Origin of the sequence: Luteibacter sp. Sphag1AF (assembly GCF_014192715.1) — a bacterium.
Taxonomy (GTDB): domain Bacteria; phylum Pseudomonadota; class Gammaproteobacteria; order Xanthomonadales; family Rhodanobacteraceae; genus Luteibacter.
Genome location: NZ_JACHYH010000005.1, coordinates 124,996 through 144,976 on the forward strand (window position 1 = coordinate 124,996; position 19,981 = coordinate 144,976).

Annotated in this window: 19 protein-coding genes; 15 read left to right on the forward strand and 4 right to left on the reverse strand. The window is 63.5% G+C overall.

Annotation, left to right across the window (positions count from 1 at the left end; translation table 11 throughout):
* The first annotated feature begins 67 nt into the window (after positions 1–67).
* Positions 68–673: a TetR/AcrR family transcriptional regulator gene (locus tag FHW69_RS13545; RefSeq protein WP_183423620.1), complete on the forward strand. Its 606-nt coding sequence runs from the start codon at positions 68–70 to the stop codon at positions 671–673.
* Positions 674–782: 109 nt separating this feature from the next.
* Positions 783–1,472, forward strand: a complete 690-nt coding sequence (locus FHW69_RS13550; RefSeq protein ID WP_183423621.1) for a type 1 glutamine amidotransferase domain-containing protein — start codon at positions 783–785, stop codon at positions 1,470–1,472.
* A 46-nt stretch (positions 1,473–1,518) separates the two neighbouring features.
* Here the strand turns inward: FHW69_RS13550 and FHW69_RS13555 are convergent, their stop codons facing one another.
* Together FHW69_RS13555 and FHW69_RS13560 are read right to left on the reverse strand one after the other, a co-directional pair.
* On the reverse strand, positions 1,519–2,271 hold the full coding sequence (locus FHW69_RS13555; RefSeq protein ID WP_183423622.1) for a LytTR family DNA-binding domain-containing protein: 753 nt from the start codon (positions 2,269–2,271) through the stop codon (positions 1,519–1,521).
* Positions 2,268–3,398 (reverse strand): histidine kinase, encoded by a 1,131-nt coding sequence (locus tag FHW69_RS13560; protein ID WP_183423623.1) that lies wholly within the window; start codon positions 3,396–3,398, stop codon positions 2,268–2,270. Before FHW69_RS13560 ends, FHW69_RS13555 begins: the two co-directional genes overlap by 4 nt.
* A 239-nt stretch (positions 3,399–3,637) precedes the next feature.
* Between FHW69_RS13560 and FHW69_RS13565 the strand changes: the two genes are divergently transcribed.
* The gene (locus FHW69_RS13565; protein WP_183423752.1) at positions 3,638–4,507 is read left to right on the forward strand and encodes a trypsin-like serine protease; all 870 of its coding nucleotides are present in this window, start codon (positions 3,638–3,640) and stop codon (positions 4,505–4,507) included.
* Positions 4,508–4,580: 73 nt separating this feature from the next.
* Here the strand turns inward: FHW69_RS13565 and FHW69_RS13570 are convergent, their stop codons facing one another.
* A complete protein-coding gene (locus FHW69_RS13570) occupies positions 4,581–5,081 on the reverse strand; it encodes an SRPBCC family protein (RefSeq protein WP_183423624.1) in 501 nt (166 codons plus the stop codon).
* Positions 5,059–5,421, reverse strand: a complete 363-nt coding sequence (locus tag FHW69_RS13575; protein ID WP_183423625.1) for a metalloregulator ArsR/SmtB family transcription factor — start codon at positions 5,419–5,421, stop codon at positions 5,059–5,061. Before FHW69_RS13575 ends, FHW69_RS13570 begins: the two co-directional genes overlap by 23 nt.
* A 228-nt stretch (positions 5,422–5,649) precedes the next feature.
* Here FHW69_RS13575 and tssB point away from each other — a divergent pair, with 228 nt between their 5' ends.
* Genes tssB through tssK form a run of 12 tightly spaced genes read left to right on the forward strand, consistent with a single transcriptional unit; the run spans position 5,650 to position 19,981 of the window.
* Positions 5,650–6,165 carry a type VI secretion system contractile sheath small subunit gene (tssB, locus tag FHW69_RS13580; RefSeq protein WP_183423626.1) on the forward strand — a complete coding sequence of 172 codons (516 nt, stop codon included), beginning with the start codon at positions 5,650–5,652 and terminating at the stop codon, positions 6,163–6,165.
* 3 nt (positions 6,166–6,168) lie between these two features.
* On the forward strand, positions 6,169–7,662 hold the full coding sequence (tssC, locus tag FHW69_RS13585; protein WP_183423627.1) for a type VI secretion system contractile sheath large subunit: 1,494 nt from the start codon (positions 6,169–6,171) through the stop codon (positions 7,660–7,662).
* A gap of 35 nt (positions 7,663–7,697) precedes the next feature.
* A complete protein-coding gene (locus FHW69_RS13590) occupies positions 7,698–8,204 on the forward strand; it encodes a type VI secretion system tube protein Hcp (RefSeq protein WP_183423628.1) in 507 nt (168 codons plus the stop codon).
* A gap of 7 nt (positions 8,205–8,211) precedes the next feature.
* Positions 8,212–8,715, forward strand: a complete 504-nt coding sequence (gene tssE / locus FHW69_RS13595) for a type VI secretion system baseplate subunit TssE (protein ID WP_183423629.1) — start codon at positions 8,212–8,214, stop codon at positions 8,713–8,715.
* Between the two features lie 4 nt (positions 8,716–8,719).
* A complete protein-coding gene (tssF, locus tag FHW69_RS13600; RefSeq protein ID WP_183423630.1) occupies positions 8,720–10,585 on the forward strand; it encodes a type VI secretion system baseplate subunit TssF in 1,866 nt (621 codons plus the stop codon).
* Positions 10,549–11,589 (forward strand): type VI secretion system baseplate subunit TssG, encoded by a 1,041-nt coding sequence (gene tssG / locus FHW69_RS13605; RefSeq protein WP_183423631.1) that lies wholly within the window; start codon positions 10,549–10,551, stop codon positions 11,587–11,589. Before tssF ends, tssG begins: the two co-directional genes overlap by 37 nt.
* Positions 11,586–14,234 (forward strand): type VI secretion system ATPase TssH, encoded by a 2,649-nt coding sequence (gene tssH, locus FHW69_RS13610; RefSeq protein WP_183423632.1) that lies wholly within the window; start codon positions 11,586–11,588, stop codon positions 14,232–14,234. Before tssG ends, tssH begins: the two co-directional genes overlap by 4 nt.
* Positions 14,227–14,886, forward strand: a complete 660-nt coding sequence (locus FHW69_RS13615; protein WP_183423633.1) for a hypothetical protein — start codon at positions 14,227–14,229, stop codon at positions 14,884–14,886. Before tssH ends, FHW69_RS13615 begins: the two co-directional genes overlap by 8 nt.
* Positions 14,887–14,937: 51 nt before the next feature.
* The gene (gene tssI, locus FHW69_RS13620) at positions 14,938–16,899 is read left to right on the forward strand and encodes a type VI secretion system tip protein TssI/VgrG (RefSeq protein WP_183423634.1); all 1,962 of its coding nucleotides are present in this window, start codon (positions 14,938–14,940) and stop codon (positions 16,897–16,899) included.
* A complete protein-coding gene (locus tag FHW69_RS13625) occupies positions 16,896–17,441 on the forward strand; it encodes a hypothetical protein (RefSeq protein ID WP_183423635.1) in 546 nt (181 codons plus the stop codon). The genes tssI and FHW69_RS13625 overlap by 4 nt, the downstream gene beginning before the upstream one ends.
* Positions 17,438–18,628 (forward strand): type VI secretion system-associated FHA domain protein TagH, encoded by a 1,191-nt coding sequence (gene tagH / locus FHW69_RS13630; RefSeq protein ID WP_183423637.1) that lies wholly within the window; start codon positions 17,438–17,440, stop codon positions 18,626–18,628. The genes FHW69_RS13625 and tagH overlap by 4 nt, the downstream gene beginning before the upstream one ends.
* A 12-nt stretch (positions 18,629–18,640) precedes the next feature.
* Positions 18,641–19,981, forward strand: a complete 1,341-nt coding sequence (tssK, locus tag FHW69_RS13635) for a type VI secretion system baseplate subunit TssK (RefSeq protein WP_183423639.1) — start codon at positions 18,641–18,643, stop codon at positions 19,979–19,981.

Sequence of the window (19,981 nt, forward strand, 5' to 3'; positions counted from 1 at the left end):
TGCATGGTGACAAAGGTAGCCAGACAAGGCACTAGACGACCGGTCTAATCTGGCGTAAAGTGCCCCCATGAGCCCTGCCACCGCCCCGCAATTCAACGACGTCCGCGAGAAGATTCTCGCCACGGGCCAGCGCATCATGGGTGCGAAGGGGTTTTCCGCCGTGGGGTTGAACGAGATCCTTTCTGAAGCCAGCGTCCCCAAGGGGTCGTTCTATCATTACTTCGGCTCGAAGGAGGCCTTCGGCGAAGCGATGCTTGAAAGCTACTTCGAGGACTATCTGGCGGATATCGCGGCCACGTTCCGTGAGCCGGGATTGAAAATGTCGCAGCGGCTCATCAACTACTTTGAGTCGTGGCACAACAACCAATCGTTCCTGGACTGCCAGGGCAAATGCCTGGCCGTGAAGCTGGGCGCTGAAGTGGCCGACCTTTCCGAATCCATGCGCACAGCATTACAGCGCGGCACGGCCGAAATCATCCGGCGCCTGGCCGACGCCATAGAAGCGGGGGTGTCCGATGGATCGGTAACCGTCGATCAGGAGCCGCGCGTTGTGGCGCAGAGCCTGTATCAGCTGTGGCTGGGCGCGAGCATCATGGCCAAGATCGTCCGCAATACCGGGCCGTTCGAGCAGGCGATGACCACGACGAGGCAAACGCTTCACCTCTCACCCTGAGGCGGGCGAGGGGTTTCTGGAGGCACTTCTTGTGAAGTGCCTATTTTTGATCACCTTTTATAGACGACTGGTCTATTACGCCGGTCGTCACCCATCAGAGGAATGTCCCATGAAGGTTCTTATCGTTCTAACCTCCCACGACCAACTGGGCGACACCGGCCGCAAAACCGGTTTCTGGCTGGAAGAACTGGCTGCGCCGTACTACACATTCAAAGACGCCGGGGCCGAGGTCGTTCTTGCCTCGCCCAAAGGCGGACTGCCGCCGCTGGACCCCAAGAGCAACGAGCCATCATTCCAGACCGACCTCACCCGCCGCTTCGAAGCAGACGCCGCCGCCAATGCACAGCTTGCGGGCACGGTGAAACTGGATACCGTCAACCAGGCAGATTTCGACACGGTGTTTTACCCCGGCGGCCACGGCCCGCTCTGGGATCTGGTCAACGACAAGCATTCGATCGCACTGATTGAAGCCTTTGTGCAAGCCGGCAAGCCTGTCGCGCTGGTATGTCACGCACCGGGCGTCCTGCGCGATGTGAAGTCCGCCAACGGCCGCCCTCTGGTCGAGGGCAGGAAAGTCACCGGGTTCACCAACAGCGAAGAAGCGGCCGTTGGCCTCACCGACATCGTGCCGTTTCTGGTCGAAGACCAGCTCAAGGCGAAGGGCGGCATTTACTCGCAGGGACCGGACTGGGGCTCTTATGTGGTGACGGATGGACTGCTGATTACGGGACAGAATCCGGCCTCGTCGTCTGAGGCGGCGGTGGTGTTAATGAATCAGCTCAAGCGCGTTGCGGGCTGAGTGAACGGGTAAACACAGCGGGTCCGGTCCCGGCGACGGACCCGCATCACATGGGGCGAAAACGGTGGCGAAATGCATCGCTTACCCGCAGCGGTTCGGCCATGCCATGGAGCCAGACCAACAAGCGACCCTCTCCATCGGGTTTGACCTGCTGAATCGCCGACACGCGAACGATGGCGTTTCGGTGAATTCTCCAGAAGACGTCCGGGTCAAGCTTCAGCATCAGATCTTTCAGCGGCGTGCGGATATACGCCGAATCAGCGGCGGTAGAGACACGGGTGTACTTTTCATCGGCCTGGAAAAGAATGACCTCGTCGATGGGGATCATTCGAACGGCATCGCCGACGCTGGCAGTAATCCAGGTGATGGGCTCTGCCTGCTTCGACCGGCTGGCCAGGCTCTCGATCAACGCAGCCAGATCGACTTGCGTTGCGGAACGGCGGTTGCGCAGACGCGTCACCGTTTCGGCCAGGCGGTCGGTGCGGATCGGTTTCAGCAAATAATCGACAGCACCGGCGTCGAAAGCCTTCACGGCAAATTCGTCGTGAGCGGTGATGAAAACAACCTGGGCAGGACTTTCTGCCTGCCGCGCCACTTCAATGCCACCGAGGCCGGGCATGCGGATGTCCAGGAAGGCGACGTCGGGCTTCTTTGAGGTCCATGCGTCGAGTGCACTGATGCCATCCTCGCATTCCGCAACAATGATCAGTTCAGGCCACAGGGCTTTCAGCATGCCGCGCAATTCCGCGCGCTGCGGCTCCTCGTCTTCGGCGACAAGAGCCGTGATGGGCGCGGTCATGGCAGCACCAGCGGAATGTGGATACGTGCGCTCACCCCGCCACCTGCACGTGACACGATGTCGAAGCGTGCGCATGCTCCAAAACGGTCGCGAAGCTGCGCCCGGACATTCGCGAGGCCCACGCCCGGGGTGGTGCCCGGTTGCAGTCCCAGGCCATCGTCTTCGATGTTCACGTTCAAGAATCCGTCCACGGTGCGGGCCGTGATCGCGATCATGCCTGGGCCAGGCTTCGACTCGATGCCATGGGTTACGGCGTTCTCCACCAGGGCCAGCAGGATCAGGGGAGGGAAGGGCAGCGCACGCACGTCCTCGCCGGCATCAACGCGCACATCGATACGGCCAGCCGTACGGACATTCATGATCTCAAGATAGCCAAGGCAAAGATCTATCTGGCGACCGAGCGTGGCTTTCTCGATGCCTGCTGTCCGGATGCGGGGCAATGCGATGCGCAGATAGTCCGCCAGCGCCTCGATGGTTCTCGCCGCGCGATGAGGTTCCACCGCGATCAGTGACCGCACCGACGCCAGCGTATTGAAGAGGAAATGCGGTTCGATCTGGGCCTGGAGGACAGCCAGTCGCATGTCCGCCGCGTCCCGTTCTGCGCGCAGGCTCTCGATCTGGCGACGCGCCGTGTACTGGGCAACGCGTCGCCGCTCGCCCAGATAGTAGATCGCCGCGAAACCTCCGCCTGCGACGATCAGGACCAGGACAGGCGCGTTGATCGTCAAGGCAAGAAGGTCGGAAATGGTTTGGCCGAGCACGTTGGGGCCCATCGAGCGCCCCGCGTAAGCCTGCATCAGCAGGGCGTGGTAGGCACTGGCCCAGTCCAGGGCGATGATCCCGATCCACAACCCGAGAAGGATCGCCAGCAGCACCAACACGCGCTCGACCACGAGCGGCAGCTGCCAGCAGCGAATCCAGGTGGCCAGCAACGGCCCCACCGAAACCACGAGCAGTGTCGCCACGCAAGCCCGGATCGCCAGCCCCGGCCAGTCGCCCCACGCATCCATGCCCGATGCATGCCACGCGGCATACGCACCCCCCACAAGGATGGCCAGCGGCCACAGAACCATGCCCCGACGCAGCAACCATGGCCAGGTGAAGGCGCGGAAGTTTTGATAGAGCATCCTGCCGCCCGGGTCATGCAGCGAGCTTTGTGGCGGCGGGGGAGGCAAGTGGTCGTCGGGCAAATCCATAGGCGGCACGTTAGCAAAGCATGTGCGGTTGCGCACACGAGCCATCCGCCTCCAAGGCATTTCATCGCATCGCCGAACGGTTTCGTCGCATGCCGGTTCCGTGGCGCTGCTGCGTGTTCTATATCTGCCGCCTGTCCCATGCGGACCTTCTCCCTGGCCAAAGAACGATGATGAGATCCCACTTTCTGTTGGTACTGCTTACCATCGCAACGACCGCGAATGCCGTTGTGGTTCGCAGCGATGTCGCTGATTCCCGATATCGGGTACCGGCTTCAGCCTTCCCTGCGCTTGCCGACTTGCCCGACGAGGGGCATGGTGTCCTGATTGCGCCTCAGTGGGTGGTAACCGCCGCGCACGCAGCCCCCACCAATTGCATGGAATGCGATGTATCCATCGGCGGCGTGGCGCGCAAGATCAAGCGTGTCGTCACTTATCCCGGCTACAGGAAATTGCCCGACGCGGTGGTCAATGAGTTCCTCTCATCTCACGACCCGTCGGGGGTGTACGCCTTCCTGGCGTCGTCTGACGACATTGCGCTTGTCGAACTGGCGGCGCCGGTGACCGACGTCACTCCCATCCCGCTTTTTCGCGGGAACAACGAAATGGGGATGACCGCAGAACTGGCGGGCAAAGGCGCCACCGGCAATGGCAGCGACGGGCAGGATGCTCACAGCTCGCATCGAGGCGTTCTGCGCCACGCCTTCAATATCATTGAAGGCGCCAATACGCGCTATGTCTGGTACAGATTCGACCCACCGCCGACCGCTCTGCCACTCGAAGGCATCACGGGCAGCGGTGACAGTGGCGGGCCATTGCTGATCGGGCAGGGCCGTTCGAGGCAACTCATCGGCCTCGCCTCCTGGGGCAGGTATCCCGCCAACCATCCGTTCTGGAAGAGCTATGCAACCGGCGGCCCATTCCGCGAGGGACTGTACGGAGAGATCGTGTACGCCGTCCGTGTCTCAAGCTATGTTCAGTGGATGGATAGCGTGATGTCTGCCCAGGGCTCGACGGTTGCGCCATCAACGATGACACCCTGATATCCATACCATGAGAACGAGCCAGGGCTCGTTCTCATCTGGCGCCGAACTGGCCAGCGCGGCGGTGCTTCGGTCACGATCTGCCGATGAACAATTCGTCCAGTTGCGCAAACTGTTCGGGCAGGCCTTGTGCCGAACCGGCAAGGGCCTCTTCGAGAGCTTTTTTCGTCGGGTAGAGTTCGTGCAGGGTGACTAGTGTGTTGCCGTCACGTTCTTCGAATGTCACGGTGGTCACCGCGCCCTCATCGCTTTCTTCGTTCGTCCACACAATACGCTTGTGCGGCGTCACTTCGTTGTAGGTGCCGAAGAACGCCATCGGCTGATCGAAAGCCGGATGACTGAACACAAGCCGGTACGTGCCGCCAGTGCGAATATCCATGTCGCACGAAAGCAGCGACATGCCCGCCGATTTCGGAACCCACCAAAGCTTGAATAATTCGGGATGGCTCCACGCTTCAAAGACGATATGCACCGGAGCATGGAACGTGCGCGTTACGACCAGTTCGTAGTCGGACTTGCGTTCCACGGCGGTGCGGTTCGTAAGGGTGGCACTACCTTCGCTTTCTTTGGACATTTGCCTTCTCCTTGCTTTTCAGGTGCTCGACAAGTTCGTCGAGTGCGTCGAATCGGGCGCTCCACAGTTCGCGGTGCCGCTCGATCCAGGCGGCCTCTTCCTCCAACTGGCGCCGTCCGAGCTTGCAAGTTCGCACGCGCCCAACTTTCTCGGTTGTGACGAGCCCTGCCTGCTCCAGGATGCTGACATGCTTCTTCATGCCCGTGAGGGTCATGCCGAACCGTCGGGCAAGGTCGGTGACGGAGGCGTCCGAATCCCCAAGCTGCTCCAGCACGCCGCGTCGGGTGACATCGGAGAGCGCGGCAAAGGTCATGTCGAGACGGGCTTGATAGTGAACCATATGGTTCACTGTATGGCGAGCCCCGGGAATTTGCAAGTGAGGCGGCGCGCAGTTCGCTTATCTGGTCAGCACGCGCCGTGAATGCCGCTCGCGAGCTATCACCACTTGTTATGACTCGTATATGGAATAGCGATTTCAGCTTTTGATGGGGCGAGTCAAGAATCGACGCTTGATTGATGGTGTGAATCAACACCATCACCGGTATCTATCGATCCGTAGGAAGCAACGATGGCCAAGTCGAGCAGCCAGAAGTTCATAGCGCGCAACCGCGCGCCGCGCGTTCAGATCGAATATGACATCGAGCTCTATGGCGCGCAGAAAAAAGTAAACATTCCCTTTGTCATGGGCGTGATGACCGATCTGTCGGGCGCTGGCGCGGGCGACCTGCCGCCGGTGGATGAGCGCAAGGCGCTTGAGATCGATGTGGACAACTTCAACGACCGGCTCGAGTCGATCCGGCCCACCGTGTCCTTCGCTGTGCCCAATACTCTTACAGGCGAGGGTCGACTGGGCATCGAGATGCAGTTCCGGCATCTGGACGACTTCTCGCCCGCGGCCATCGCTCGCCACGTTGAACCTCTGGCAAAGCTGCTCGAGGCCCGTACGCAGCTGGCCAACCTGGGCACCTACCTCGACGGCAAGGCCAGCATCGAAAAGCTGGTCGCTCAGGCGATCAGGGATCCGGCGTTGCTCGCAACCCTTGCCGCGACGCGGTCGGCCGCCAACGACACGAAGGAAGACTGACCGATGGCGACCAACCAGGCCCAGGCCGCCGAGGCCATTGCCGACACACCCCCAAGCCATGAATTCGCGGCCCTGCTCAACAAGGAGTTCCGGCCGAAGAGCGAGCGCGCCCGCGCCGAGGTGGAATCGGCCATCCGCACGCTGGCCGAGCAGGTGCTCGACCGCGCGGACATCGTCTCCGATGACGTCACCCAGACTATCAATGCGTATATCGCCGAGATTGATCGCAAGCTCAGCGAGCAGATCAATCTGATCCTGCATCATCCCGACTTCCAGAAGCTGGAAGGCGCATGGCGCGGACTGCATCACCTTGTGACGAATACCGAGACGGATCCGCAGTTGAAGATCCGTGTGATGAACCTCTCGAAGAGCGAGCTGGGCCACACGCTGAAGCGTTACAAGGGCACGGCGTGGGACCAGAGCCCCATCTTCAAGAAGGTGTACGAGGAAGAGTACGGCCAGCTCGGCGGTGAGCCCTATGGCTGCCTGATCGGTGACTACTATTTCGACCACAGCCCGCAGGACGTGGAACTGCTGCGTGGCATGGCCCAGGTGGCTGCCGCATCGCATGCGCCGTTTATCGCCGCTGCGGCGCCGGAGCTGCTGGGCATGGATGGGTGGGATGAACTGGCTAACCCGCGCGACCTGGCCAAGATCTACTCCACGCCCGAGTACGCCGCATGGCGTTCGCTGCGCGACGGTGAAGACACCAAGTACGTTGCCCTGACCATGCCGCGCACGCTGTCGCGCCTCCCATACGGCGCCAGAACCGAGCCGGTGGAAGAGTTTGATTTCGAGGAAGACACCAGCGGTGCGGATTCCTCGAAATACACCTGGCAGAACGCTGCTTACGCGATGGGCGTCAACATCAACCGTTCGTTCAAGCAGTATGGCTGGTGCACGCGGATTCGCGGCGTGGAGTCAGGCGGCACGGTCGACAACCTGCCGGCGCACGTCTTCCCGACCGACGATGGCGGCGTGGACATGCAGTGCCCGACGGAGATCGCGATCACCGACCGCCGCGCGGCGGAACTGGACAAGATGGGCCTGATGCCGGTCGTGCATCGCAAGAACTCCGACATGGCCGCGTTCATCGGCACGCAGTCGCTGGCTCGTCCGGAGGAGTACGACGACCCGGATGCCACCGCCAACGCGGCGCTGAGCGCACGCCTGCCGTACATGTTTGCCTGCTCGCGCTTCGCGCATTACCTGAAGTGCATCGTGCGCGACAAGATCGGTTCCTTCAGCACCCGCGAGCAGATGCAGGACTGGCTGACCCGCTGGATCCTCAACTACGTCGATGGCGATCCGGTCAATTCCAGCGAAGAAACCAAAGCGCGCAAGCCGCTGGCCGCTGCGCGGGTGGTGGTCGAGGAAGTGGAAGGCAACCCGGGTTACTACACCTCCAAGTTCTACCTCAAGCCGCATTACCAGCTTGAGGGCCTTACGGTCTCGCTGCGACTGGTTGCCCGCCTGCCTACCGGCAAGGCCGTCTGAGTTTTTTAAATCTCGCAAAATGAGGAAAAGCGTTCATGGCTTTCGATATGCATCTCAAGTTCGGCCCCGGTCAGGTCAAGATCGAGGGCGCGTCCAATCACGCCGGTCATAAGGACCAGGTGCCCATCATCGCGTGGGCGTGGGGCGCCTGTAACTCGGGCAACCTGCACACGGGTGCCGGCTACGCCTCCGGCGGCAAGGCCAACGTGCAGGACATCACGATCACCAAGTTCGTCGACTCGTGCTCCAACGCATTGCTCAATGCCGTATGTACCGGCGCGCGCGTCGATAGCGCCACGCTGTACATCACCAATGCCACGGGTGAGCAGACCGACTTCGTGACCATCGAGCTGACCGAGGGCGTGATGATCACCTCGTTTTCCACCGGCGGCAGCAGTGGCGACGAGCGCCTGACGGAAAATATCACCCTGCATTTCGGCAAGTTCAAGTACTCGTTCCAGCCGCAGGATGACAAGGGCAAGGCAACCGGCGGCACCAAGGACTTCACCTACGACATGCAGCAGGTGAAGGGCCAGGCGTGATCCATGCGTGGCTGAACTGATCACCCAGGAACGTCTCCAGCCCTCGCTGCTGGATCGCCTGCGCGACGATGAACCCCATGTCGCGCAGGAGAGTCGGGACAAGCGCGTCATTACTGCGGCGCGTCTGCGCGAGTGCGTCGTGCGCGACCTGGGCTGGCTGTTCAACTGCACGCGGCACGGGTGGTCTGACGATCACGGCGGGCTGCCGTACGTCGAGGGATCGGTCCTCGACTACGGCATCCCGGATCTTACGGGTGCGGCCATCACCGGGATGGATATCGCGGTGTGGCGCCAGCGTATCCACACGGCGATCACCCTGTTTGAACCGCGCCTGGACCCGTCCACGCTGCACGTGGATGCGCATGCGCACACCACACGCATGGACCGGCTGACGCTGTCCTTCAGCATCGAATCGACGATGTGGGCACAGCCTTTGTCCCTCAACCTTTATCTGAAAACCGAGGTCGACCTGGAAACCGCGCGTTTCAGTGTGTTCGACGGACTCGGCTGAGCCCATGGACCCCCGACTGCTTCGTTACTACAACCAGGAACTCCAGCACGTCCGTGAAACGGGCGCGGAGTTCGCCAGCGCGTATCCAAAGATCGCGGGGCGGCTGGGCATGGAGGGGATGGAATGTGCTGACCCCTACGTGGAGCGCCTGCTGGAAGGGTTTGCCTTCATGTCCGCTCGCGTGCAGATGAAACTGGACGCGCAGCATCCCGTTTTTACCCAGCACCTGTTGCGCATGCTGTACCCGCATTACCTCGCGCCCGTACCGTCCATGACGGTGGTGGAGATGCAGCCGGACGATGCCGGCAACCTTCCGGGTGAGGGCCATCCAGTGGCGCGCGGCACCGCACTGCGCAGCCAGATCGGTTTCGGTGAACGCACCGCGTGCGAGTACCGCACCGCGCATCCGGTCACCTTGTTGCCGCTGTCGCTTGGCGAGGCTCGCTACATGGCAAGCCCGGCCGCCATCGCGGCGGCGGGATTGACCGTGCCACCGGGTGTCGCCCCGCGCGCGGCACTCCGTCTGCGCTTCAGGCTCGCCGCTGGCATGGCGCTGGAAGCCTTGTCGTTTGATGAACTGCCGGTGTTCTTCGCCGGGACCGGCGACTTGCCAGGCCTGCTTTATGAGCAGGTGCTTGGAAATGGCCTGGGTTTTTCCGTGATGGCCGGTGACACCGTGCGCCATGTGGAACAGGCGTGCATCCAGCCGCGCGGCTTTACCGACGAGGAAGCCTTGTTGCCAGCGAGCGACCGGTCGTTCAGCGGTTATCGGCTGCTACAGGAATATTTCGCTTGTCCGCAACGCTTCCAGTTTGCCGCGTTCAGCGGTCTGCGAAAGGCGTTGCCCCGAACCGGAAGCGGTGGCTTTGACCTGGTGGTGTGGCTGGACCGTGCGGTGGCACGGCTGGATGGCGCGGTAGATGCTTCCTATATCCGCCTGTTCTGCACACCGGCCATCAACCTGTTTCCGCGCCGGTCGGATCGTATCCACCTGCGAGATGGCGCAGGTCAGTACCACGTGCTGGCGGATCGGACCCGTCCCATGGATTTCGAGGTCTATGACGTTGACGACGTCCAGGGCTTCGGCGACAGCCAGGAGCCTGAGCAGGCCTTCCATCCTTTCTATGGCGGCAACGCGCGTACGTGGCACCGCCCTGATGCCGCGTTCTTCACCGTGCGCCGTGAACCGCGCCTCGCCTCACAACGCGAGCGGCGCGAAGGACCTCGTTCCAGCTACGTCGGCGGCGAGGTTTTTCTGTCTCTGGTTGACGGCAACCAGGCGCCGTACGCGAGCACGCTGCGTCAACTCGGCATGCGCCTGCTGTGCAGCAATCGCGACCTGCCACTGCACATGCCGGTGGGCAAGGGCACAACCGATTTCCTGCTCGACACCGACGCGCCCGTGCGCTCCATACGCTGCCTGGCGGGCCCCACGCGTCCGCGCGCCGCGCTTGCCGAAGGGCAGGCTGCCTGGCGGCTGATCAGTCACTTGCAGCTCAATTACCTGTCGCTGCTGGAGCACGACGAAGGTGCAGCAGCGCTACGCGAGATGCTGCTGCTGTACAGCGACGAGTTCGATGCCGCATCGCGCCGCCTGATCGAAGGGGTGCGCGACGTGCGCTCCACTCCCATCGTGCGCCGTTTGCCCATCACCGGGCCGGTGACTTACGGGCGTGGCCTGGAAATCCGCTTCACCTGCAACGAGCAGGCTTTTGAAGGTACCGGGGCGTTCCTCTTCGGCTCCGTCATGCAGCATTTCTTTGCCCGGTATGTCTCGCTGAACTCATTCACCGAGACCGTGCTGCATACCCACGAACGCAACGAGGTGGCACGGTGGACGGCTCGCTCCGGCACGCGCCCGATCCTTTAGTTCTGATCGACGCGCTGCACACGGACCCGTCGTCGTTCGACTGGTTCGAGGCGCTGCGTCGGATCGAGTGCGTCTACACCGACCGTCCGCGGCTGGGGCGCTCCGCACGCGTCGCGGATGATCCTGTGCGCCTTGCGCATACGCCGTCGCTCGCGTTCGCGCCGTGCGCCATGGATCGCGTCGACATCGACCCTGATCGGCCGCCGCGTATCCACAGCCTCATGCTGGGTCTGTGGGGACCGAACGGCGCGCTGCCGTTGCACCTCACCGAATACACGCTGGAACGCGAGCGCACCGCGCGCGATGCAACCTTCACCGCCTTCGCGGATGTGTTCCATCACCGCATGCTCAGCCTGTTCTATCGGGCATGGGCCGATGCGCAGCCCACGGTGCAGATGGACCGCCCCGACGAGGACGCCTTCGCGCATTTTCTCGGCGCGCTGGTCGGCATCGACAGCCCGGCACTGGCAGAACGCGATGCGTTGCCCGACCGCTTCCGTCGTTACATGGCGGGCCGCCTCGTCGCGCAGGCCAGGAATGCCGAAGGCCTGGTGACATTCCTTGGCGCTTTCTTCGATGTCCCGGTTCGGCTGGAAGAGTTTGCGGTGGCATGGATGACCCTGCCGGAGGAGGGCCGTCTGCGCATGGGGCGCGCCATGGCCGGCATGGGAACGACAGCGGTGCTAGGGGCCAGCGTGCGTGACGCCCAGCATCGGTTCCGCATCCGCCTGGGGCCCATGACGTTCGCCGATTACCGCCGCTTCCTCCCGGGCGGCGACGCCCTCGGCGAACTGGTGGCCGCCGTGCGTTTCTACGCGGGCGACTCGTTCGACTGGGATGTCCGGCTTGTGCTTCGTCGCAACGAGGTTCCGCTCTCCCACATGGGTCGCAGCGGGCGCCTTGGTATGTCTTCGTGGATGGGCTGTTTTGCCGACCCGGATGAAGCGGATGACCTGGTCCTGCAACCCCTTTCCCATCCGAATTGTTCGAGGAAGCCATCGTGACAGATATCAGCCGAGCCGCTTTGTTCGGCAAACTCAATGCCATCGCCTACAAGGCGATCGAAGGCGCCACCATGGCATGCCGCCTGCGCGGCCACCGCGACGTCGAGCTCGTGCACTGGCTGCAGCAGATTTTGCAGGGCGATGATTCCGATCTGCATCGCATCATCGTCCATACGGGTATGGATCCGTCACGGCTTGCGCGCGACGTCGACAACGCGCTGGAGCAGCTGCCCGGTGGGGCGTCGTCGGTGAGCGACCTGTCCGCCGATGTCGAGGAGGCCGTGGAGCGCGCCTGGGTGTACGCGACGCTGAGCTTCGGGCAGACGCAGGTGCGAACGGGTTATCTGCTGGCGGGCATCGTGCGCACGCGCCGCCTGCGCCACGTGCTTGACCGGATCTCGCCCGAATTCGCCAGGATCCGCGAAGAGGGCCTGCTGGAGGCCTTGCCGGCAATGATCGCCGGATCGCCCGAGGATCGTCTCGCCGCGACCGATGGCGTACCTGCGCCCGCACAGAGCGGAACACGCGACGGCTTGCTTCGCTTCACCGTGGATCTCACGGCGCAGGCACGGGAAGGACGCATTGATCCGGTGGTCGGCCGGGACGATGAGATCCGCCAGGTCGTCGACATCCTGATGCGTCGTCGCCAGAACAACCCCATGCTGGTCGGCGAGGCGGGCGTGGGCAAGACCGCCGTCGTCGAGGGCTTCGCGCAACGCATCGTCGCCGGCGACGTGCCGCCCGCATTGCGCGATGTCGAGCTGCGCGTGCTGGATGTTGGCCTGCTGCAGGCCGGTGCCAGCATGACGGGCGAGTTTGAACGTCGCCTGCGCCAGGTCATCGACGAGGTACAGGCCTCGGTCAAGCCGGTCATCCTTTTTATTGATGAGGCCCATACCCTCGTCGGTGCCGGTCGCGCGGCGGGCACAGGTGACGCGGCCAACCTGCTGAAGCCGGCGCTCGCGCGCGGCACACTGCGCACCATCGGCGCCACCACGTGGGCTGAATACAAGAAACACATCGAGAAAGACCCGGCACTCACCCGGCGCTTCCAGACAGTCCAGGTCGGGGAGCCCGACGAGGCCAGGGCGGTGCTGATGCTGCGCACGGTCGCTGGCGTGATGGAGCGACACCATGGCGTCCAGGTGCTGGACGAAGCCATCGAAGCGGCGGTGCGGCTCTCGCATCGTTACATCCCGGCGCGCCAGTTGCCCGACAAAGGCGTCAGTCTGCTGGACACTGCCTGCGCACGCGTAGCGGTCAGCCATCATGCCGTGCCGGCGCGGGTCGCCGACGCACGACGCCACATCGAGGCGCTGGAGACCGAACGGGACATCATCCGGCGCGAGCACGCGGTCGGCTTCGACGCAGGCGAACGCCCGTCCGTCATCGACGCTGCAATCACCGACGCGAGCCTGGAACTGATGGCGCTTGAGGAAGCCTGGAGCCAGGAGCGCGACCTGGTCGAGGCCATCCTCGCCTTGCGGCAGCGCTTGCGCGACGGTCTTGATGGCTCCGGTCGCGACGAGGCGCTGGCACAGTTGCGCCGCCTGCAGGCGTCCCTCGCAGATCATCAGGGTGATACGCCGCTGATGCTTCCCGCCGTGGACCAGCAAGCCGTGGCGTCTGTCGTCGCTGACTGGACCGGCATTCCGGTGGGGCGCATGGTCCGCAGCGAACTGGATACGGTAATGAACCTGGCAGCGCTGATGGGCCAGCGGGTCATCGGCCAGGACCATGCGATGGAGATGATCGCCAGGCGCGTGCAGACCTCGCGTGCCGGCCTCGACAATCCCGACAAGCCAATCGGTGTGTTTCTTCTGGCAGGCACCTCTGGCGTCGGCAAGACCGAAACCGCGCTGGCCCTGGCGGAAACGCTCTACGGCGGCGAGCACAACCTCATCACTATCAACATGAGTGAGTTCCAGGAGAAGCACACCGTTTCCACCCTCAAGGGTGCGCCGCCGGGCTATGTCGGTTATGGCGAGGGCGGGGTGCTGACCGAGGCGGTGCGGCGGCGGCCGTATTCAGTGGTGCTGCTGGACGAGGTGGAAAAAGCCCACCCGGATGTCCACGAGATCTTTTTCCAGGTCTTCGACAAGGGTGTGATGGAGGACGGGGAAGGGCGCCGGATCGACTTCCGCAACACGCTCATCATCCTGACCACCAACGCGGGCACCGAGATCATCGAAAGATTGTGTGCCCATGCGGGTGAACCTCCCGATGTCGAGACGATGGCGATGGCACTGCGCGCCCCGTTGCTCGAGGTTTTCCCCCCGGCACTGCTGGGCCGGCTGGTTGCCGTGCCGTATTACCCCCTGGACCTGCAGATGCTGGAGCAGATCGTGCGCCTGCAACTGGAACGAATCAGGCGGCGCATCGAGGACCGGTATCGCGTGCCGTTCGAGTGCACCGACGCCGCCATGGCGCTGGTCGTCAGCCGCTGTACCCAGAGCGAAAGCGGCGGCCGCATGATCGACGCGATCCTGACCAACACCATGCTGCCGGACATCAGCCGGGAACTGCTCGTTCGGACGACCGAAGGCGAGCCGGTGCAGCGCGTGCAGGTGGACGCATCGGGCGGTGCGCTTGTCTATCGGTTCGATGGCCTCGACGTGGACGAGGGAGTGAGCAGCCATGGCTAAGGGAAATCACGTATTCAACGACTTCGACGGTTGCCTCGCATCGAGCTTCAAGCGGCTGGCTCAAGAGCTTTCGCTGGAAAAGGTGCTGATTGCAGCGACCAGCAAGGGGGCACAGAACAGTTCGGATGCGGCAACCATCCGGGCGTTGTTCCCCAACTCGTACGCAACGCTCGCCGAGATCCGCAATCACGCCAGGGTCGCCCAGATGCATTGGATTCAGGACGACCAGGTCGTGGTGGCCGACGACCCCAATTCGATGGCCTTTGGTCGGCAATCCGAACGCTTCAAGCAGTCCGTCCTGGATTGGGCCTGGGGCAACGACGACAGGGACAATCCCATGACGGTGTGGCGGTCGCTGGTTAATGCCGGAGAAGACGCTTCCGCACGCAGGAACTTCGCCAACGGCAGTTCCCTGGAACAAGCGCCCAAATCGAAAGCAGACCGTGAGTCGCTTTGCCAGGAGGTCAGCACGTTCATTCGTGGCGAGCTTTCCAAGCTGGTTGGCAAATGGCTGATGCAGCTTCGCAGCGACATGACCATGGTGCGTGCGCCCATCAACGGGGTGACGCCAGTGCGCGTCGACTATGAGGGGTCACGAAAAGACTGGCTGCAACGTCTTGCCTCCGCCGGCAACATTCCGATCACCGACTGACATCTGACTTGAAGCCCGCCGCGCGAAGCCGGCAGGCCATGGGATCCATGCATGCCCCACGCCATAACGCTGACTGCCGCAGTGGACGACCTTCTTTTCGCCAACATGACGGCGACGGAAGAACTCGGACGGCTTCCCCGTTTCCGCATCGAGGCAATCAGCAAGAACGCCTCCGTGGACCTTCGCGCGCTACTCGGCACACCGATGACGGTGACCGTAACCACGCCGCAGGGTTACGTCCGTTACTACAACGGCATTGCGGTGGAGGCCGAGCAGGGCGCATTCGTCCAGATCGAGAACGTGCGCTACGCGGTGTATATGTTCACGGTGGTGCCCAAACCGTGGCTTCTGCGACAGACCTCCGACTGCCGCATCTACAAGAACAAGACGGTGCCGCAGATCGTGCGGGATGTGCTGGCCGAGTTTGGCTTCGGCGACGTGCGGGTCAGCCTCACGGCCCAGTACGCCGTGCGCGAGTACTGCGTGCAGTACCGCGAGAGCTACTTCGACTTCATCAGCAGGCTGATGGAGCAGGAGGGCATCTATTATTTCTTCACCCACGCACAGGGCAGCCACACCATGGTGCTGGCCGACGCGCTGGGCGCCCATGCCGCCGTGCCGGGCTTTGAGACGATTCCCTATGCGCCCCCGACCGAACGCGGGCATCGCATGAAGGCCTCGATCAGCGAGTGGACCACCGGCCGCACCGTCAATCCGACGCGGGTGCGCCTCGATGATTACGACTATCTTCGCCCTCGCGCGTCGCTGCTCGCCAACGAGGAGGTCTCCGATCATGCCGACGCGCACAAGGTGTCCGGACTTGAGGTTTATGACTACCCCTACGGTTCCGCTGGCTATGCCCAGCAGGTCGCGGATGGACAGCGGCTCGCGCAGGTACGCGCGGACGCACTCAGCGTATCGCAGGCCACATCGGCGGGATTCACCGATGCCGTTGGCCTGGCCACGGGCGCCTGGTTCCGGCTGAAAGGCTTCCCGCTGGCTGAGGCAAACCAGGAATATCTCGTGGTATCGAGCTCGACGCGCCTCGTCGAGGTGAACTACCAGGGTGGTGGCGTCGAAGCGGACAAGGAGGAGCCACCCTTTGCCTGCCGGTTCCACGTCATCCGCAGCCGGCAACCGTTCCGCACGGCGCAGGAGACACCCCAGCCGGTGATCGCGGGAGTGCAGACCGCCGTGGTGTACGGCCAGACCGATGAAGATATCGAAGTGGACAGCCATGGGCGCGTCCTGGTCACGTTCTTCTGGAATGGGCCAGGCAAGCCGAAAGCCGAGCAGTCCTGCCCCGTGCGCGTGGTTTCGGGTTGGGCGGGCAAGCGGTGGGGCGCGCAGTTCATCCCCCGTGTGGGTCAGGAAGTGGTCGTCGGGTTTCACGAAGGACATCCCGACCGGCCGCTGATCCTGGGCAGTGTGTACAACCAGGACCACATGCCGCCGTATGCCCTGCCCGAAGAGCGTACGCGTAGCGGCATCATCAGCCGGAGCTTGCGTGGTGCAGCGGGTGACGCCAACGAGATCCGCTTCGAGGACCGCAAGGGCGCCGAAGAGCTGTTTTTTCACGCCCGGCGCGACCTGCGCCACGAGGCAGAGAACGATCACTTCTCCACCATCGACCGTGACGAGACCGAAGCCGTCAAACGCGATCGTTCGCACGACGTGGGTCGCGACGACAGCCTTGCCGTGGGTAGACGTCTTCGTATTGAAGCCGGTGAGGAAATCGAGCTGGTCACCGGTATGGCTCGCATCGTCATGAAGCGCACCGGCGAGGTGCAGATTCTGGGCACGACGCTGAAGCTCAATGCCACCGCAGCGATCAGCCTGGCATCGGGTGGAGCCACCACACTCACATCCGGCGCGGCCATGTGCGTCACGGCAGCGGCCACCGTCACAGTCAAGGCCAACGCTGCCATCGCCGTCAAATCCGGCGCAGCGCTGATGCTCTCCTCCAGCCTGGGCCCGGCGGTGCTCAAGGGCATGCCCTCCCTCCTGCTATGAATGCCCTGCCTCTTTCCCTGATGACCGTGGCGCGCGAGATCAGCCTGGACGACGGCGCGCTTGACCTGCTGCGCGACGACCTGAGCCAACGTTCCGCCGTGCGTGCGCTGCTGGACAACGGTGACGCACCGGCCGCCCTGCGGCTGGCCCTGCGGCTGATGCCGCGCGGTTACGTGGTGCCGTGGGTCTGCCAGTGCGTACGTGGCGAAGCGCTCGATGCCGAAGACCACGAAGGCCTGCGGATAGCCGAAACCTGGCTGCGCGAGCGCACTGAACCCAGCCGTCGCGCCGCACTTCACTTTGCCGCAAGCCAGCACTACGTCGGCACGGGTGCGCTGCTCGCCGCCAGCGCCGGATGGTCCGAAGGCTTCCTGCTCGATGGCGAGGGCAGGGACGTCGCGCCCGTTGCTCCCCAGCTACTGGCCGTTGCCGCGGCGGCCGCGCTGCTGACGCTGGTATCGGGCTCACCCGACTTTGCCGACCGTTGCCGCCAGTTCGCCATCGCCGCCATGGCTTTGCTTTCCCCGGAGGACATCCCATGAATTCGTCCATCGGACCGACACTGGTGCTCTCCGTGCTGGGTGCCCACGCCGCTGACGCGGCCGAGCGGCCTTTCGTGCGGGTGGAAGGCCACGATCTCACCATTGGCCGTGCGCAACAGTGCGACTGGGTGCTGCACGCGCAGGGCGTATCTCGCCAGCATGCGGTGGTGCGCTACCTCAACGGCCTGTACTTCCTTGAAGACCACAGCACCAACGGCATGCTTGTGAACGGCACGCCGATGCGCAGTGGCGTGCCGGTGTCCCTCAACGGTGGTGACCGCGTGCAATTGGATACCTTCGACATCGCGGTCGCTATCGAGGACGCTGACGCACCAACAGCAACGACCACCTCGCCGTCCCTCATTCCGGGGCACCCGGTGTGCGGCGCGTCACTGGACCCGCTGGCATGGTTGCCAACGGCACGAGAAGCGACGCCCGTTGCCGAGCCATCGACGCACTGGAACCATACCTCGCCGATGGCGGATCAGTTCGACGCGCCGCCCGTCAATGTCACCGTCGCTCCGCCTGCTGGCAGCGTGCTTCCGGAGAACTGGGATTGCACGCCCAGCCTGTTCCGTCTACCCAACGAGGCTACATCCACCGCCGACCACGCGCTGGTCAGGTCGGAGACGGCCGTTCCAGTACCGCTGGCTGAAACAACCACGGCAGTGGCCCCGACGGGCGCACCTGCCGCCATCGAGTCCCTGTTCGCCCTCGTGCTTGAAGGCGTGATGGATATGCTGCGCGCGCGGGCGGAATTGAAAAATGGCTTCCGCCTCCCGGTGACGCTGATCCAGCGCCGCGAAAACAATCCGCTGAAATTCTCACCGTCCGGAAGCGAAGCCCTGGCACGTGTACTCGCCGCACCCAATGACGCGTTCCTTTCGGGTGAGGCGGCGATCATCGACGCCATGGACGATATCCGGCTCCACCAGGTAGCGCTGCTGGCAAGCGTGCGTGCGGCCTTCGACGAGGTAATCGCGCAATTCGATCCGGCGCGCTTCGACGACAAGAGCCGCCGTTCGCGTTTCGGCTTTTCAACCGCCAGGGGGCCGTGGGAGCGCTATCGCGCCCATTTCCGCGGCCTCGCCGCCGACCCCGACGAACGTTTCCGCCGCCTGTGGGGCGAGGAGTTCGTCCGGGCCTATGAAGACCAGCTGGCGCGCGCCCGGCGCGACGACCACTAACCGGAACCGATGATGACCGCCTTCAACAAAGTGGTGTGGAGCGAAGGCCTGTTTCTTCGCCCACAGCACATGCAACAGCAGGACCGCTACATCGAGCGCTACGTGGAATTGCGCGCCGCCACGCTACGTTCCCACCCCTGGGGATTCGACGAACTGGAGATCGAACGCGACCTCCTTGCCATCGGCAAGCTCGGCATCCGCCGTGCACGTGGCGTCTTTCCGGACGGCACGCCGTTCTCGATGCCTGATCGCGATCCGCTGCCACCGCCGCTGGATATCGACGCGTCGTGGCGTGACCAGCCGATTTACCTGACGCTGCCGCTGCGCTCGCCGTCGCAGGCGGAAAGCCTGTGGCCCGGCGCACCTGCGCATGGCCAGCTGGCCCGGTTCACGGTGCGCGAGGCTGAAGTGGCCGATGCGTCCGGCAGCACCACGGGCATGGTGGTGCTTGAGGTGGGCGGGCTTGCCACGCGTCTGGCCGCTTCCAACGAGGCCCGCGACGGCCTGGTCGAGCTGCCGCTGGCGCAACTCGCCGAATGCCGCGCCGACCGTCGCGTGGTACTGGACGATGGTTTCATGCCCAGCGCACTGGCCTGTCGTGCATCGGAACGGTTGAGCCTGTTCCTGAGCGAGTTGCTTGGCTTGCTACATCAGCGCGGCGAAGCGCTGGCTGGCCGGGTGAGCGGTACTGATCGCACAAGCACCGCGGAACTGGCGGACTTCCTCATGCTGCAGGTAGTCAACCGCTACCAGCCGCAGGTGGCTCATGTCGCTGAAGCGCCACTGCTGCACCCGGAAGACCTTTACCGCCTGTTGCTGGGCATGGCCGGCGAATTGGCCACCTTTACCTCATCCGGCAAGCGCAGCGAAGCGTTCCCGCCGTATCGACACGACCGCCTGCGCGAAAGCTTCGATCCGCTGATTGCCGCGTTGCGCCTTAGCCTCAGCGCGGTGCTCGAGCAAACCGCCGTACCGGTACCGCTGCAACAACGCAAATACGGCGTATGGGTGGGGAGGGTCGCAGATGCCACGCTGCTGGATAACGCCTCGTTCGTGCTCGCCGCCAAAGCCGATATCGCGGCGACCGACATGCGCCGACGTTTGCCCACGCAGTCGAAGATCGGCCCAGTGGAAAAGATCCGCGACCTGGTCAACCTGCAACTGCCGGGTATCGCCGTGGCGTCGCTCGCCTCGGCACCACGCCAGATTCCTTATCACGCGGGCTATCAGTACTTCGAACTGGATACCGCGTCGCCGATGTGGAAAACCCTGCGTACGTCCGGTGGCATCGCCTTGCACGTCGGCAACGGCTTCGACGGGCTGACGCTGGAACTGTGGGCGGTGAGGAACTGA

What these genes read in the sequence shown, in the direction of transcription:
- FHW69_RS13545 (WP_183423620.1), top strand. Translation starts at nt 68, where the DNA reads ATGAGCCCTGCCACCGCCCCGCAATTCAACGACGTCCGCGAGAAGATT.
- FHW69_RS13570 (WP_183423624.1), bottom strand. Translation starts at nt 5,081, where the DNA reads ATGTCCAAAGAAAGCGAAGGTAGTGCCACCCTTACGAACCGCACCGCC.
- FHW69_RS13560 (WP_183423623.1), bottom strand. Translation starts at nt 3,398, where the DNA reads ATGCTCTATCAAAACTTCCGCGCCTTCACCTGGCCATGGTTGCTGCGT.
- FHW69_RS13590 (WP_183423628.1), top strand. Translation starts at nt 7,698, where the DNA reads ATGGCTTTCGATATGCATCTCAAGTTCGGCCCCGGTCAGGTCAAGATC.
- tagH (WP_183423637.1), top strand. Translation starts at nt 17,438, where the DNA reads ATGAATTCGTCCATCGGACCGACACTGGTGCTCTCCGTGCTGGGTGCC.
- tssC (WP_183423627.1), top strand. Translation starts at nt 6,169, where the DNA reads ATGGCGACCAACCAGGCCCAGGCCGCCGAGGCCATTGCCGACACACCC.
- FHW69_RS13555 (WP_183423622.1), bottom strand. Translation starts at nt 2,271, where the DNA reads ATGACCGCGCCCATCACGGCTCTTGTCGCCGAAGACGAGGAGCCGCAG.
- tssK (WP_183423639.1), top strand. Translation starts at nt 18,641, where the DNA reads ATGACCGCCTTCAACAAAGTGGTGTGGAGCGAAGGCCTGTTTCTTCGC.
- FHW69_RS13615 (WP_183423633.1), top strand. Translation starts at nt 14,227, where the DNA reads ATGGCTAAGGGAAATCACGTATTCAACGACTTCGACGGTTGCCTCGCA.
- FHW69_RS13625 (WP_183423635.1), top strand. Translation starts at nt 16,896, where the DNA reads ATGAATGCCCTGCCTCTTTCCCTGATGACCGTGGCGCGCGAGATCAGC.
- FHW69_RS13550 (WP_183423621.1), top strand. Translation starts at nt 783, where the DNA reads ATGAAGGTTCTTATCGTTCTAACCTCCCACGACCAACTGGGCGACACC.
- tssI (WP_183423634.1), top strand. Translation starts at nt 14,938, where the DNA reads ATGCCCCACGCCATAACGCTGACTGCCGCAGTGGACGACCTTCTTTTC.
- FHW69_RS13575 (WP_183423625.1), bottom strand. Translation starts at nt 5,421, where the DNA reads ATGGTTCACTATCAAGCCCGTCTCGACATGACCTTTGCCGCGCTCTCC.
- tssB (WP_183423626.1), top strand. Translation starts at nt 5,650, where the DNA reads ATGGCCAAGTCGAGCAGCCAGAAGTTCATAGCGCGCAACCGCGCGCCG.
- tssF (WP_183423630.1), top strand. Translation starts at nt 8,720, where the DNA reads ATGGACCCCCGACTGCTTCGTTACTACAACCAGGAACTCCAGCACGTC.
- FHW69_RS13565 (WP_183423752.1), top strand. Translation starts at nt 3,638, where the DNA reads ATGAGATCCCACTTTCTGTTGGTACTGCTTACCATCGCAACGACCGCG.